Annotated in this window: 13 protein-coding genes and 4 tRNA genes; 9 read left to right on the top strand and 8 right to left on the bottom strand. The window is 60.1% G+C overall.

Annotation, left to right across the window (positions count from 1 at the left end; genetic code table 11):
• Positions 1-4 precede the first annotated feature (4 nt).
• From C4J94_RS09435 to C4J94_RS09410, 6 genes are all read left to right on the top strand, one after another.
• Entirely contained in the window at positions 5-841 is an 837-nt protein-coding gene (locus C4J94_RS09435; RefSeq protein ID WP_164485565.1) for an ABC transporter permease subunit, read from the top strand.
• Positions 828-1,628, top strand: a complete 801-nt coding sequence (locus C4J94_RS09430; RefSeq protein WP_124385895.1) for an ABC transporter permease — start codon at positions 828-830, stop codon at positions 1,626-1,628. The genes C4J94_RS09435 and C4J94_RS09430 overlap by 14 nt, the downstream gene beginning before the upstream one ends.
• Positions 1,625-2,614, top strand: a complete 990-nt coding sequence (locus tag C4J94_RS09425; RefSeq protein ID WP_124385894.1) for an ABC transporter ATP-binding protein — start codon at positions 1,625-1,627, stop codon at positions 2,612-2,614. Before C4J94_RS09430 ends, C4J94_RS09425 begins: the two co-directional genes overlap by 4 nt.
• A gap of 32 nt (positions 2,615-2,646) precedes the next feature.
• Positions 2,647-3,300 carry an HAD family phosphatase gene (locus C4J94_RS09420; RefSeq protein WP_124385893.1) on the top strand — a complete coding sequence of 218 codons (654 nt, stop codon included), beginning with the start codon at positions 2,647-2,649 and terminating at the stop codon, positions 3,298-3,300.
• Between the two features lie 384 nt (positions 3,301-3,684).
• Entirely contained in the window at positions 3,685-5,766 is a 2,082-nt protein-coding gene (locus tag C4J94_RS09415) for a carboxy terminal-processing peptidase (protein ID WP_177413447.1), read from the top strand.
• 118 nt (positions 5,767-5,884) lie between these two features.
• Complete coding sequence (locus tag C4J94_RS09410; RefSeq protein WP_124385891.1) at positions 5,885-7,648, top strand: bifunctional diguanylate cyclase/phosphodiesterase; 1,764 nt, start codon at positions 5,885-5,887, stop codon at positions 7,646-7,648.
• Here C4J94_RS09410 and C4J94_RS09405 read toward each other — a convergent pair.
• The 4 genes from C4J94_RS09405 to C4J94_RS09390 all read right to left on the bottom strand — a co-directional run bounded on the left by C4J94_RS09405 (position 7,645) and on the right by C4J94_RS09390 (position 9,961).
• Positions 7,645-8,016 (bottom strand): hypothetical protein, encoded by a 372-nt coding sequence (locus C4J94_RS09405; RefSeq protein WP_057725996.1) that lies wholly within the window; start codon positions 8,014-8,016, stop codon positions 7,645-7,647. The two genes, C4J94_RS09410 and C4J94_RS09405, sit on opposite strands and share 4 nt — an antisense overlap.
• The gene (locus C4J94_RS09400; RefSeq protein WP_124385890.1) at positions 8,013-8,351 is read right to left on the bottom strand and encodes a helix-turn-helix domain-containing protein; all 339 of its coding nucleotides are present in this window, start codon (positions 8,349-8,351) and stop codon (positions 8,013-8,015) included. The genes C4J94_RS09405 and C4J94_RS09400 overlap by 4 nt, the downstream gene beginning before the upstream one ends.
• 97 nt (positions 8,352-8,448) lie before the next feature.
• On the bottom strand, positions 8,449-8,904 hold the full coding sequence (locus tag C4J94_RS09395; protein ID WP_034116849.1) for a YkvA family protein: 456 nt from the start codon (positions 8,902-8,904) through the stop codon (positions 8,449-8,451).
• 316 nt (positions 8,905-9,220) lie between these two features.
• Positions 9,221-9,961, bottom strand: coding sequence for an FKBP-type peptidyl-prolyl cis-trans isomerase (locus C4J94_RS09390; protein ID WP_124385889.1), 741 nt, complete (start codon positions 9,959-9,961; stop codon positions 9,221-9,223).
• Positions 9,962-10,208: 247 nt separating this feature from the next.
• Between C4J94_RS09390 and C4J94_RS09385 the strand changes: the two genes are divergently transcribed.
• The gene (locus C4J94_RS09385; RefSeq protein WP_124385888.1) at positions 10,209-12,017 is read left to right on the top strand and encodes a cytochrome c; all 1,809 of its coding nucleotides are present in this window, start codon (positions 10,209-10,211) and stop codon (positions 12,015-12,017) included.
• A 29-nt stretch (positions 12,018-12,046) separates the two neighbouring features.
• On the top strand, positions 12,047-13,180 hold the full coding sequence (locus tag C4J94_RS09380) for a catalase family protein (protein WP_124385887.1): 1,134 nt from the start codon (positions 12,047-12,049) through the stop codon (positions 13,178-13,180).
• A gap of 310 nt (positions 13,181-13,490) precedes the next feature.
• Here C4J94_RS09380 and C4J94_RS09375 read toward each other — a convergent pair.
• The 4 genes from C4J94_RS09375 to C4J94_RS09360 form a co-directional block, all read right to left on the bottom strand.
• Positions 13,491-13,567 (bottom strand) — tRNA-Asp (locus tag C4J94_RS09375).
• Positions 13,568-13,586: 19 nt separating this feature from the next.
• Positions 13,587-13,662 (bottom strand) — tRNA-Val (locus C4J94_RS09370).
• 177 nt (positions 13,663-13,839) lie between these two features.
• Positions 13,840-13,916: transfer RNA gene (locus C4J94_RS09365), tRNA-Asp, on the bottom strand.
• Between the two features lie 19 nt (positions 13,917-13,935).
• Positions 13,936-14,011: transfer RNA gene (locus C4J94_RS09360), tRNA-Val, on the bottom strand.
• A gap of 159 nt (positions 14,012-14,170) precedes the next feature.
• Here C4J94_RS09360 and rdgC point away from each other — a divergent pair.
• Positions 14,171-15,091, top strand: coding sequence for a recombination-associated protein RdgC (rdgC, locus tag C4J94_RS09355; protein WP_124385886.1), 921 nt, complete (start codon positions 14,171-14,173; stop codon positions 15,089-15,091).
• The last annotated feature ends 127 nt before the right edge of the window (positions 15,092-15,218 follow it).

Here is a 15,218-nt window from a genome sequence, read left to right as displayed (position 1 = left end):
TGCCATGAATCGCGGCAAATGGCTGGCCTTGCTGTGCCTGGTGCCCTTCGCGCTGTTCTTTATCGTGTTCGAAATCGCGCCGCTGGTGTGGGTGCTGATCAACAGCCTGCAAACCGAAGACGCCGGTTGGAGCCTGGAAAACTTCACGCGCATCTTCAGTTCGAAGTTCTACCTGCAGGCGATCCAGTTCAGCCTCGAGATCAGCTTCTACTCCAGCGTGTTCGGCATCATCATCGCCACGCTGGGCAGTTACTCCCTGCGCCGGGTCGATTCGCCGCTGCGCAATTTCGTCACCGCCTTCGCCAACATGACCAGCAACTTCGCCGGCGTGCCCCTGGCCTTCGCGTTCATCATCCTGCTGGGGTTCAACGGCAGCATTACTATCATGCTCAAGCAGGCGGGGATCATTCAGGACTTCAACCTGTACTCCAAGACCGGCTTGATCATTCTCTATACCTACTTTCAGATTCCCCTCGGCGTGCTGCTGCTCTACCCGGCCTTTGACGCGTTGCGCGAAGACTGGCGGGAGTCGGCGGCCCTGCTTGGCGCCAATGGCTGGCAGTTCTGGCGGCATATCGGCTTGCCGGTGTTGACGCCTGCACTGCTTGGCACGTTCGTCATCCTGCTGGCCAACGCCCTGGGCGCCTACGCCACGGTGTACGCACTCACCACCGGCAACTTCAACGTGCTGCCGATCCGCATCGCGGGGCTGGTCTCCGGTGATGTGTCACTGGACCCGAACATGGCCAGCGCCCTGGCCGTGGTGCTGGTGGCGCTGATGACCGTGGTCACGGTGGTCCATCAACTGCTGCTCAAGAGGAGCTACCATGTCTCGCGCTGACGCCGGCCCGGCATCCCTCTACCATCGAGTGGTGGTATACCTGCTGTTCCTGATCCTGGTCCTGCCACTGGTAGGCACCTTTGTCTACTCCATCTCCAGCAGTTGGTCAGCCACCATCCTGCCCGCCGGCTTCAGCCTGAAATGGTACACGCAGCTATGGAGCGACCCGCGCTTCCTGATGGCCTTCGCGCAATCGCTGCTGGTGTGCGTGGGCGCGCTGGCGCTCTCGGTGGTGTTGATCCTGCCGCTGCTGTTTGTGGTGCACTACCACTTCCCCAAACTGGATGCGCTGATGAACATCCTGATCCTGCTGCCGTTCGCGGTGCCGCCGGTGGTGTCGTCAGTGGGCCTGCTGCAGCTGTATGGCTCCGGGCCGCTGGCGATGGTGGGTACCCCTTGGATCCTGATCGGCTGCTACTTCACCGTGGCGTTGCCGTTCATGTACCGAGCGATCACCAACAACCTGCAGGCGATCAACCTGCGCGACCTCATGGACGCCTCGCAACTGCTCGGCGCCAGCACCTGGCAGGCCGCGATCCTGGTCGTGCTGCCCAACCTGCGCAAAGGCCTGATGGTGGCGTTGCTGCTGTCGTTCTCCTTCCTGTTCGGTGAGTTCGTGTTCGCCAACATCCTGGTCGGCACACGCTACGAAACCCTGCAGGTGTACCTGAACAACATGCGCAACAGCAGCGGACACTTCACCAGCGCGGTCGTGATCTCCTATTTCTTCTTTGTGCTGGTGCTGACCTGGGCCGCCAACATCTTGAACAAGGACAAAAGCCAATGAGCTTCGTCAGCGTCCAACATCTGCAAAAGAGCTACACCGGCACTCCGGTGTTCAGCGATATCAACTGCGAAATCGCCAAGGGCGAGTTTGTCACCCTGCTCGGCCCGTCCGGCTGCGGCAAGTCGACCCTGCTGCGCTGCATCGCCGGGCTGACCTCGGTGGACAGCGGCAAGATCCTGCTGGATGGCCAGGACATCGTCCCCCTGAGCCCGCAGAAGCGTCATATCGGCATGGTGTTCCAGAGCTATGCGCTGTTCCCCAACATGACCGTGGAGCAGAACGTCGCCTTCGGCCTGCGCATGCAAAAGGTCAACGCCGACGACAGCCACAAGCGGGTGCAGGATGTGCTGCAACTGGTGGAACTCAAGGACCTGGCTGGCCGCTACCCGCACCAGATGTCCGGCGGCCAGTGCCAACGCGTAGCCCTCGCCCGCTCCCTGGTGACCCGTCCGCGCCTATTGCTGCTGGATGAGCCGCTGTCGGCGCTGGACGCACGCATCCGCAAGCACCTGCGCGAGCAGATCCGCCAGATCCAGCGCGAACTGGGGCTGACCACGATTTTCGTGACCCATGACCAGGAAGAGGCGCTGACCATGTCGGATCGCATCTTCCTGATGAACCAGGGCAAGATCGTTCAGAGCGGCGATGCCGAGACCCTCTACACGGCGCCGGTGGATGTGTTCGCCGCCGGTTTTATCGGCAACTACAACCTGCTCGATGCCGACAAGGCCAGCAAACTGCTGCAACGTCCGATCAGCGGGCGCATCGCGATCCGTCCCGAAGCCATCGAACTGAGCCGCAGCGGCGAGCTCGACGCGCTGGTGCGCAGCCACAGCCTGCTGGGCAATGTGATTCGCTATCGAATCGAGGCGCGCGGCGTGGAGTTGGTGGTGGATGTACTCAACCGCTCCGCTGACGACCTGCATCCTGACGGCCAACGCCTGGCACTTTCCATCGACCCCAGCGCACTGTGTGAAGTAGCCTGACGGGCAACGACCGACTGAGAGAGCATGAACGGATGGCATTGGTAATTTTTGATCTGGACGACACCCTGATCCACGGCGACTGCGCCACGTTGTGGAGCGCCCAGATGGGCCGTCTGGGCTGGGTCGACCCTGAATCCTTCATGCGCAGGAACGACGAACTGATGGCCGCCTACAGCCGAGGCGAGTTGCGCATGGAAGACTTCATGGATTTCAGCCTGGAGCCGATGATCGGCCGCACCCCGGAAGAAATCGAGCATTTGGTGGAACCCTGGGTCGAGGACGTGATCGAGCCGCTGATCTACAGCGACGCGACCAAGACCATCGCCCGGCACCGCGCCAATGGCGACCGGATCCTGGTGATTTCCGCATCGGGCACGCACCTGGTCACGCCGATTGCGGCGCGCATCGGCATCGACGAAGTGCTGGGCATCGACCTGGAAGTCAGCCATGGGGTGTACAGCGGCCGTACCGTCGGCGTGCTGACCTACCGCGAAGGCAAGATCACCCGGCTGCTGGCATGGCTGGAGCAGGAAGGCGAAAGCCTGGAGGGTGCTTATTTCTATTCGGATTCGCGCAATGACCTGCCGTTATTGCGCAAGGTGGACCATCCGCAGGTGGTCAACCCGGACCCGGTACTGCACGAACACGCAAAAAAGGCCGGCTGGCCGATCCACCATTGGGTCTGAACCCACCAAGATCTCCCTGTGGGAGATCCCATGTGTGTGGGCTTGCCCCCGATGGCGGTGGATCAGATGAAACATTTTTCACTGACATACCCCTATCGGGGGCAAGCCCCTCCCACATGGGTACTGTTACAACTCTGCGATGAGAGCCCGCTTCCACCCCGCGAATGCGAACTGGGACTACATTGCAGGTAGGACCGAACTGTTACACCACTCGACATGACTCTCAACGCCTTGCAATGCTTTCACAGTGCCTCCATAGTGAGTCTGGACTGAGCCCGTAGCAGTAGCGCCGGGCTTTTTGCATTATGCGACCGGACCATATGGAACCGGCTCCCTCAAAGACGGCCTAATATGCGTTATCAATTGCCCCCGCGTCGAATCAGCATGAAGCATCTGTTCCCCAGCACCGCCCTCGCTCTTTTCATTGGTCTCGGCTTCGCGTCGATGTCGACCAATACGTTCGCAGCCAACAGCTGGGACAACCTTCAGCCTGATCGCGATGAGGTGATTGCCAGCCTTAACGTCGTCGAGTTGCTCAAGCGCCATCACTACAGCAAGCCGCCGCTGGACGACGCACGCTCGGTGATCATCTACGACAGCTACCTCAAGCTGCTGGATCCGTCGCGCAGCTACTTCCTGGCCAGTGACATCACTGAGTTCGACAAGTGGAAGACCCAGTTCGACGACTTCCTCAAGAGCGGCGACCTGCAGCCCGGCTTCACCATCTACAAGCGTTACCTGGACCGCGTCAAAGCGCGTCTGGACTTCGCCCTGGGTGAGTTGAACAAAGGCGTCGACAAGCTCGACTTCACCGAGAAGGAAACCCTTCTGGTGGATCGCAAGGACGCCCCTTGGCTGACCAGCACCGCCGCGCTCGACGACCTGTGGCGCAAACGCGTCAAGGACGAGGTGCTGCGCCTGAAGATCGCCGGCAAAGAGCCCAAGGCGATCCAGGAGCTGTTGACCAAGCGCTACAAGAATCAACTGGCGCGCCTGGACCAGACCCGTGCCGAAGACATCTTCCAGGCTTATATCAATACTTTTGCGATGTCCTACGATCCGCACACCAATTATCTGTCGCCGGATAACGCGGAAAACTTTGATATCAACATGAGTCTGTCGCTGGAAGGCATCGGTGCCGTCCTGCAAAGCGACAATGACCAGGTCAAGATCGTGCGCCTGGTACCGGCAGGTCCGGCGGACAAGACCAAGCAGGTCGCCCCGGCCGACAAGATCATCGGCGTGGCCCAGGCCGACAAAGAGATGGTCGATGTGGTCGGCTGGCGCCTGGACGAAGTGGTCAAGCTGATCCGCGGGCCGAAAGGCAGCGTGGTGCGCCTGGAAGTGATTCCGCACACCAACGCACCGAACGACCAGACCAGCAAGATCGTGTCCATCACCCGTGAAGCGGTGAAGCTCGAAGACCAGGCCGTGCAGAAGAAAGTCCTCAACCTCAAGCAGGATGGCAAGGACTACAAGCTGGGGGTGATTGAAATCCCGGCCTTCTACCTGGACTTCAAGGCCTTCCGCGCTGGTGACCCGGACTACAAGTCCACCACCCGCGACGTGAAGAAAATCCTGACGGAATTGCAGAAAGAAAAAGTCGACGGCGTGGTCATCGACCTGCGTAACAACGGCGGCGGTTCCCTGCAGGAAGCCACCGAGCTGACCAGCCTGTTCATCGACAAAGGTCCGACCGTGTTGGTGCGCAATGCTGACGGTCGTGTCGACGTGCTGGAAGACGAGAACCCGGGCGCCTTCTACAAGGGGCCGATGGCGTTGCTGGTCAACCGTCTCTCGGCCTCCGCCTCGGAGATCTTCGCCGGCGCCATGCAGGACTACCACCGTGCGCTGATCATCGGTGGCCAGACCTTCGGCAAAGGCACCGTGCAGACCATCCAGCCGCTGAACCACGGCGAGCTCAAGCTGACGCTGGCCAAGTTCTACCGGGTTTCCGGGCAGAGCACGCAGCATCAGGGCGTGCTGCCGGACATCGACTTCCCGTCGATCATCGACACCAAGGAAATCGGCGAGAGTGCCCTGCCCGAAGCCATGCCGTGGGACACCATCCGTCCAGCGATCAAGCCGGCATCGGACCCGTTCAAGCCGTTCCTGACCCAACTGAAAGCTGACCACGACACTCGCTCCGCCAAGGACGCCGAGTTCGTATTCATCCGCGACAAGCTGGCCCTGGCCAAGAAGTTGATGGAAGAGAAAACCGTCAGCCTCAACGAAGCGGATCGTCGCAAGCAGCACGCCGACATTGAAAATCAACAGCTGGTCCTGGAAAACGTGCGTCGCAAGGCCAAGGGCGAAGAGCCGCTCAAAGAGCTGAAGAAAGAAGATGAAGACGCGCTGCCGACCGAGGCCGATAAAACCAAGCCGGAAGACGACGCCTATCTGGCCGAGACCGGTCGCATCCTGCTGGACTACCTGAAAATCACCAAGCAGGTGGCCAAGCAGTAAATGATGGCGATTTAATGTGAACGCTCCCAAGAGTGTCATCATATAGACATCATTCTGTCGTGAAATAAAGGACCGCAGGTTTCAAGCCTGCGGTCCTTTTTTTTCGATCGAGATCGCCATGACCATGACCGAACAGCTGGATGCACTGGGCTCTATCCTGGCTCAAGGCAGTTTGCACAGCCTGTTCCAACCCATCATTTGCCTGTCTGAACGACGCATTCTGGGCTACGAGGCCCTCAGTCGCGGCCCGTCCAACAGCCCGCTGCACTCCCCCGTCGCCCTGTTTTCCATCGCCAGCCATGCCGGGCGCCTGAGCGAACTGGAGATGGCCTGCCGTGAGAGCGCATGCCGGCGCTTCAGCGAGCAGAAGCTGCCGGGCAAGCTGTTTCTCAATATCTCGCCGGAATCCTTGATGGAGACGGCGCACCAACCAGGGCGCACGTTGCAGCTGCTGCGCGACTTCGGTATTCCACCCAGCCAGGTGGTGATCGAACTCACCGAGCAGACGCCCACCGATGATTTCCAGCTGTTGCAGACCGCGTTGCATCACTATCGCCACATGGGTTTTGCCATTGCCCTGGATGACCTGGGTGCCGGTTACTCCAGCCTGCGCTTGTGGTCGGAGCTGCGCCCGGATTATGTGAAGATCGACCGACACTTTATCGACGGCATTCACCAGGACGCCCTCAAGCGCGAATTCGTCGGCTCGATCCTGCAGATCGCCAAGGCATCCCGCGCCCAGGTGATCGCCGAAGGGATTGAGTTGCCGGAGGAATTGGCGGTGTTGACGGAAATGGGTGTCGACCTGGTCCAGGGCTACCTGCTTTGCCGCCCCCAGGAACAGCCGCCGCAGGAAGCACGTTTGATGCTGCCCAAGCCGGATAACGCCAATATCGCCCTCAGTGAAGAAAACAGTGACCTTAGCGCCCTGCTCAATGAACAGCCGGCGGTGGATCAGGACACGGCAACCGCCCAGGTGCTCGAATCATTCCGTCGCCAGGCCAACCTCAACTCACTGGCGGTGCTCGATAGCCGCGGCCACCCCGTTGGCATCGTGCATCGACACTCGCTGTCGGACGCGCTGCTCAAACCGTTCGCCACCGACCTGTTCGCACGCAAACCCATCAGCCGCCTGATGAGCGATGACTTTCTGGCAGTCGAGTTGAGCCAATCCCTGCAGCAAGTCAGCCGCTTGCTGACCAGCCGCGCACGGCAACGCATTGAAGAAGACTTCATCATCACCTTGAACGGCGACTATCTGGGCCTCGGCCGGGTCATCGATGTGCTCAAGCTGATCACCGAACTGAAAATCCAGCAGGCGCGCTATGCCAACCCGCTCACTCTGCTGCCGGGCAACGTGCCGATCCAGCAGTGCCTGACGCGTCTGCTGCAACAACAGCGTGAATCAGTGATCTGCTACGTGGATATCGATAGCTTCAAGCCATTCAACGATATCTACGGGTATGGGCGCGGGGATGAAGTGCTGCTGTGCCTGGCGCAGTGCCTGAATGACCGGGTCGATCCCAGCCGCGACTTTGTCGGGCACATCGGTGGTGATGACTTTCTGTTGGTGCTGGGCCCGCAGGACTGGCGCAAACGGCTCAATCAACTGCTGGATGATTTTCACACCCAATGCCGGCGCTTCTACCGCGCCGAGCACCTTGATGCCGGCTGCTTCGTCGCGCTCAACCGCCAGGGCGTACGCCAAGAGTTCGCTTTGCTTTCCCTGTCGATTGGCGTGGTGCATTTGTATCCACAGGCCTGTGCACAACTCGATGCCAGCCAGTTGGCGGAACTGGCGTCGCAGGCCAAGCACCATGCCAAGGATATAGCCGGCTACAGCATTCATGTGATCGACAGCCTGGACCTGCTGCCCGCTTAAGCCTCGGCGGATTCCGGGTACTCATACTCGAACACCCGTACCACCTCCGAAGCGTGCCAGGAGGCGGCGGCCACACCGTCAGAAGGCCCGCTGAAACGGCCCAGGCGCTCCACACATTCAAAGAACCCGGTGCGCGGCAGGCGGCTGGCCCCCTGGCTGATCACCAGGGAACTGCGCAGCGGCTGCTCGGCCTTGGCGTCCAGCGCCGCCAGGTGCTCCAGCGCCGCAGCCAGGGTCTGCATCGCCGGCGTCGGGAATTGCAGGCGTTCGAGCAGCGCACGGTAGGTCAGCAGGTGGCGTTGGCGGCGCGCCTGGTTCAGTTCGTTGAGTAACCCATCCCAATGTTGACGGCTGATACGTAGGCTCAAGATTCATCCCTCCAACCTGCAACGCCCAATTCACAGGCCAGGCTGCGGCGAATGGCGGCATCCGGCTGGCGTTCACCACGTTCAATCAATCCAAGATACGAGGGGCTGATACCGACCGTGCGCGCCAGGGCTTCGATAGCCAGCCCCTTGGCTTCACGCAGGCCGCGCAGGTCTGCGAGCGGGCGCAGGTCCTGGTCGGTGGCAATCGGTGCGGCAGGGGAAGAAGCAAGTGAGGGTGGCTGCTGACCGGCCGCTTTTAGTAGCGCCTGGTACTGGTCCCATGGCAACACCGCATATTCGGGTTCGCCATTGCGTGAAATGATCTGAATATCCATGACTGCCCCGTAGGATAAAAACACTTACTAAGTAAGTTCTTTCCTTAGAAGTGTAATCCTAACAGCCACAGAGGTCGCAGGGGGATAGTCGACAGCATTAGTTTTTTTGCGGATTTTCCTGGGCGAGCAGTTCAGGTGTTGCAGGCAGGCGCTCAACCACGGCGAGCTTTTCCGGGCGCTGCGCATCACGCCAGGCGCGGAACGCGCTCAGCTCGCCGCTCAGGGTTTTCATGACCCACGCCAGTACGGCGATGTCGTCGAGCATACCGAACATGGGGATGAAGTCCGGGATCGCATCGATCGGGCTGAGGAAGTACATCAGCCCCGCCACCACCGAGATCAGCGCCTTGGGGCTGATGGCCCGATACTCGCCACGCCAGTAGGCCAGGCACAGGGCCTGGAGCAGCTTGAGATCATCCTTGAGCTGGCCCAGGCGGTTGCCCTGGCTCGAGCCTTTGGCAGCGACCGCAAACAGCAGGGTCGGCAAACGGCCTCGTCCGAGCAGGCGCGCGGCCATAGGCAGGAAACGGGTGAAATTGAACGGTGGTTTCATGTGTCACTCCAGTTCCATACGACAGAAAGGTTATCCACACAAATTGTGGATAACCTTGTGAACAGAGCCTTTTTTCATGGCTGAAAGCCACGGACTGCAAGGCTTGCAGTCAGATCGGGCGTTTTTTGCGCACATCAATAAAAGCCAAGATTTCATTGACTTGGCAGGCATGTGCGGCTACCCGTGCTCGAGTTTTATATCAGACTGCTACAGGTTGTGGACGTTCGTTTGGATTTAAGCGGGCTTCGCGTCGCTTCTTAAATCCCATAAACAACGACGCCCCGTCGAGACGGGGCGTTGTGTGTGCAAGTGCCGATTACTTCTTGGTGGCAGATGCAGCAGGTGCGTCAGCGGCTTCAGCCTTGGCTGGGTCCTTGATGGCCAGCAGCTCCAGGTCGAATACCAGCACGGAGTTGGCTGGAATCGCCGGGCTCGGGCTCTGAGCGCCGTAAGCCAGGTCGGACGGAATGTACAACTCGACCTTCTCGCCTACGTGCATCAGTTGCAGGCCTTCGACCCAACCTGGAATCACACCGCTGACCGGCAGGTCAATCGGGCTGCCACGGTCCACGGAGCTGTCAAAGGTGGTGCCGTTGGTGAGCTTGCCGGTGTAGTGAACAGTCACGACGTCGGTCGGCTTGGGCTGGGCGCCATCGGCTTTCTTGACGATCTTGTACTGCAGACCGGAAGCGGTGGTGACGACGCCGTCTTTCTTGGCGTTGTCTTCGAGGAATTTCTTGCCGGCCGTTGCCGACTCTTCGCTCATTTTGGTCATGCGTTCTTCGGCACGCTTTTGCAGTGCGGCGAAGGCTTCAACCAACTCGTCGTCCTTGAGCTTCTGCTCTTTCTTGCCGACAGCGTCTTCGATGCCTTGGGCTACCGCTTTGGAGTCCAGGTCATCCATGCCTTCTTGAGCCAGGCTTTTGCCCATGTTCAGGCCGATGCCGTAGGAAGCTTTCTGCGCCGGGGTTTTCAGCTCTACGCTGGTCTGCGAATCACAACCCGCAAGTACCAGGCTAACCAGGGCCACCGCCGCCGCCAACCGATGCTGTTTCATGCTATTTCCTTGTTCATGCGCCAAAAGGGCATTCGAATAAAGTCGCGAGCTTATCAGGCGGCCACGACCAATGGCTACCGGCATGTGAGCAGGAAACTTCTGATAAGTTCACGTGTTTAAAAGCATTTTCATCCATGATGGGCCCCCGCGAAGGATCGTGGGGCCGGCCATTACCAGGCTCATGGCCACTTGCCGCCCCCTTGGCGTAGTGGCATAACAACGCAACAACTCGACAAGGATAGTTAACTTGCGCATTTTTTCCCGCGTTTTCCTCCTGATCCTCATCGCCCTGGGCCTGATGCTGGCCGTGGTGCTCTACTATATCGTCAACCCGAAGCTGCCCGATTACGTGCCCGTGGAGCAGGTGCACTACCAGGACCAATGGAGCGCCGCCGACCGCCAGACCTATTACTACACGCCCCAGGGCACCCAAGTAAAAGGCCTGCACTACGACTGGTTCACTGCCCTGGAGCTGCCGTTTTCCGAGCGCCGTTTTGCCACCCCAGCGTACCTGGCCCGTTTCGGTTTCCTGGTGGACCCCAAGCAGGTGCCTACTGCGCAAAACCCAGGCAACCTGCCCGTGGGTTTCGCCCGGCATAAAAATGCGGGCAGTAACATCGAATACCTGGATATCACCTGCGCCGCCTGCCATACCGGCGAGCTGCACTTCAAAGGCCAAGCCCTGCGCATCGACGGCGGCTCGGCCCAGCACGTGCTGCCGTCAAGTGTGCCGACCCTGCGCGGCGGCAGTTTCGGCCAAGCCCTGGTCGCCAGCCTTGCGGCCACTTATTACAACCCGTGGAAGTTCGAGCGCTTCGCCCGCCAGGTCCTGGGTGACCGCTACGACGCCGAGCACAGCCAACTGCGCCAGGATTTCAAACAGTCGTTGAACACATTCCTCAAGGTCGCCTGGAACGATACCCACCGTGGCCTCTACCCCACCGAAGAAGGGCCGGGGCGCACTGACGCCTTCGGCCGCATCGCCAATGCCAGCTTTGGCGATGCCATTTCCCCGGAAAACTATCGTATCGCCAACGCACCCGTGGATTACCCGCAGTTGTGGGACATCTGGACCTTCGACTGGGTGCAATGGAACGGTTCGGCCCAGCAACCGATGGCACGCAATATCGGTGAAGCCCTCGGCGTGGGCGCGACCCTGGACTTCTTCGACAGTGCCGGCCAGCCCCTGCAGGGCGATGCGCGTTACCCTTCCAGCGTAAGGGTGCGCGACCTGAACCTGATCGAAGAGACCCTGCAGCGCCTTAAGCCACCCACCTGGCCGGAAGACCTGTTCGGCGCCGTCGACAAGCCGCTTGCCGCTCGAGGCCGCGCGCTGTTCGCGCAAAACTGCGCCGGTTGCCATGTGCCCACCGTGACTCTGGAACAGGGGCGCCCGGTGCGGCAACTGAAGATGCTTGCAGTGGACTACATCGGCACCGACCCCGGCACCGCCAACAACATTGCCGACCAGCGCTACGACCTCAGCGCCCTGCAATGGGACCCGAAGGAGCTGGCCGGGCTGAATGTACAATTGCACCCTGCGCCCACCCAGCCACTGGACCCGAAACGCATGTCGGTGGCCCAGGGCCTGGCGTATGTCACCGCGTTTGTCGAGGAACATGCCTACCGCGCCGCAGGCGTCACCCCAGCCGAGCGCCCCGCCATGGACGGATTCGGCCTGCCCATCGGGGTACGGGAACTGCGTGCCTACAAAGCGCGGCCACTGGCGGGCGTTTGGGCCACCCCGCCTTTCCTGCACAACGGTTCGGTGCCGACGATTTACCAGCTGCTTTCACCCCAGGATGAACGCAGCAGTACCTTCTATAAAGGCACCTTCAACTACGACGCACGTCACCTGGGCTTTGAAACCGCTGCATTCAACAACGCCTTCCTGTTCGACACCAAGGTGACCGGCAACCATAACAGCGGCCACGAATTCCGTGCCGGCAAGCGTGGCAACGGCGTCATCGGCCGCGGTTTGTTGCCTGAGGAACGCTGGGCACTGCTGGAATACCTCAAGGTTCTCGGCGGGCCACTGGAGCAACAACTGCCATGATGATCCGATCACAACACAAGGAACCCTCCATGCTTGCGCGTCTCTGGCTGCGCCTCGGCGCCTTTGTCGGCAAAACACTGCTGTGGCTGGTGGGCCTGGGATTATTGGCATGGCTGGTTGCCAGCCTGTGGTTCGCCTGGCAGCACAGCGGCCCGGTGTCGCCGGACGAACAGATCCCGCCGGGTGAAGCCGCCATGACCCAAGGCATCATCCAGACGGCGGTACGCATCGTCGACCAGCACCGCGAAGGCACGCGCTACCTGCGCGATGCCCACGCCAAGGCGCACGGTTGTGTAAAAGCCGAAGTCAGCGTGCTGGCCGACCTGGACCCGGCCTTGCGCCAGGGCGTGTTCACCGAACCGGGCAAGACCTGGCAAGCGATGATGCGCTTGTCCAACGGCAACGCCTATCCGCAATTCGACAGCATCCGCGACGCTCGCGGCATGGCCATCAAGCTGCTGGACGTGCCCGGCAAGCAGCTGATGGCCGACCAGCAGGCCCGTACCGAACAGGACTTCGTGATGTTCAGCCATCCGAACTTCTTTGTCAGCGATGTGGCGGAATACGCGCAAAACATCGGCGCCCAGGCGGACGGCAAAAAAGTCCTGGCGTTCTTCCCCACGCTCGACCCGCGCAGTTGGCAGGTACGTCATCTGTTCATTGCACTGGCGACACTGGCGCCCGCCCCCGCCAGCCCGACGCAGGCCACCTACTTTTCCGTATCGCCCTACAAGTTCGGTGCAGCGAACGCCAAGTTCCGTGTCACGCCAGACCCGCAAAGCTGCCCGGAATACCTGCTGCCCAAGCAGAATCAGGACCTGCCGAACTTCCTGCGCAGCGCGCTCAACCAACAACTGTCCACCGACCGGGTGCCGGCGTGTTTCGTGTTGCAGATCCAGCGACAGAGCCCGCAAAAATTCATGCCCATCGAAGACACCAGCATCGAGTGGAAGGAAAGTGATGCGCCTTATGAGACCGTGGCCAAAGTGCGAATTCCGGCGCAGGACTTCGACACGCCTGCGCTGAACCTGGCGTGCGACAACCAGTCGTTCAACCCCTGGTTTGGCGTGGAAGCACATCGCCCCATCGGTGGCATCAATCGGCTGCGCAAGGCGGTGTACGAAGCCGTCAGCGATTACCGCCACAGCCGCAACGCGCCGTAAAAACGGCGTAAGAATGGGCCCGGCGCCGTAAGGATTGCGTCGGGTCTATTGAGCCGCTCACACCTCGCGACTACGGTGATGGCCTATCCCTTCACCGCGTAGGAAACCAGCGTGGAAAGCTCAACCCTCGGCATGATCGTACTCACCCTCATCGCGGTGTTCGGCACCGCGTCCTTTTGCTTCGAGCATCTGGCGACGCGTCAATCACGCAAGAAAAAACCAAATGGTTAAATCGAAGACGAAAAAAAGCCCGCTCAATGAGCGGGCTTCTTGTGGTGACCTGGCGTTCAGCGTTCCAGATTACCGAATATGGCGCAGCGGACGGGACTCGAACCCGCGACCCCCGGCGTGACAGGCCGGTATTCTAACCGACTGAACTACCGCTGCGCGTAACACGTGAAGCGAATGGTGGGTGATGACGGGATCGAACCGCCGACCCTCTGCTTGTAAGGCAGATGCTCTCCCAGCTGAGCTAATCACCCTTCGTTTCGGTGTGGGCGCATCATACACCAAAAAATCGTAATGTCTTGATTTAAATGCACTTTATTTAAAAAAAGTTTACCGCGCGATTTTTTGCCATATTTCGGACAATAAAAAGCCCGCTCGATGAGCGGGCTTTCCGTGGTGACCTGGCGTTCAGCGTTCCAGATGACCGAATATGGCGCAGCGGACGGGACTCGAACCCGCGACCCCCGGCGTGACAGGCCGGTATTCTAACCGACTGAACTACCGCTGCGCGTAACACTTGAAGCGAATGGTGGGTGATGACGGGATCGAACCGCCGACCCTCTGCTTGTAAGGCAGATGCTCTCCCAGCTGAGCTAATCACCCTTCGTTTCGGTGTGGCGCGCATTCTACGGAGCGCCCTTAGGTCTGGCAAGCACTTTCTTAAATCTTTTTTTTGAGCCCTTCCAATGGCTTACGCAGGGTTGGCCTGCGGCGTGATCAAGAGAATAATGCCCCCCTTTGTATAGAGGAGAGACTCACCCCATGTGGTTCAAGAACCTGCTTATCTATCGCCTGACCCAAGATCTGCCTGTTGATGCCGAGGCGTTGGAAGCGGCCATGGCCACCAAACTGGCGCGCCCGTGCGCAAGCCAGGAGTTGACGACTTACGGTTTCGTCGCGCCTTTCGGGAAAGGTGAAGACGCGCCCCTGGTTCACGTCAGCGGTGATTTCCTGCTGATCGCCGCGCGCAAGGAAGAACGCATCCTGCCGGGCAGCGTGGTGCGCGATGCGGTTAAAGAGAAGGTCGAGGAGATCGAGGCCGAGCAAATGCGCAAGGTCTATAAAAAGGAACGCGACCAGATCAAGGATGAAATCATCCAGGCTTTCCTGCCGCGCGCCTTTATTCGTCGCTCGTCGACCTTCGCCGCCATCGCGCCGAAGCAGGGCCTGATCCTGGTGAACTCGGCCAGCCCGAAACGCGCCGAAGACCTGCTCTCCACCCTGCGCGAAGTGATCGGCACCCTGCCCGTGCGCCCACTGACCGTGAAAACCGCACCGACGGCGATCATGACCGACTGGGTCACCACCCAGAAACCAGCTGACGACTTCTTCGTTCTCGATGAGTGCGAACTGCGCGATACCCACGAAGACGGTGGGATCGTACGTTGCAAGCGCCAGGACCTGACCAGCGAAGAGATTCAACTGCACCTGACTACCGGCAAAGTCGTGACTCAATTGTCCCTGGCCTGGCAGGACAAACTGTCCTTCATGCTCGACGACAAAATGACTGTCAAGCGCCTGAAGTTCGAGGACCTGCTGCAAGACCAGGCCGAACAGGACGGCGGCGACGAAGCCCTGGGTCAGTTGGATGCCAGCTTTACCCTGATGATGCTGACCTTCGGCGAGTTCCTGCCGGCGTTGATCGAAGCACTGGGCGGCGAAGAGACGCCACAGGGCATCTAAGCCATGTGAAGATCAAACTCTGGGAGGGGGCTTGCCCCCGATGGCGGTGGTTCAGTCAAATCAGCGCTGGCTGACACTTCGCCATCGGGAGCAAGCCCCCTCCCACATTCGACCGCATTGACACCTA

Source organism: Pseudomonas sp. R5-89-07 (assembly GCF_003851685.1).
GTDB lineage: Bacteria > Pseudomonadota > Gammaproteobacteria > Pseudomonadales > Pseudomonadaceae > Aquipseudomonas.
This window is presented reverse-complemented; position numbering and strand designations above follow the sequence as displayed.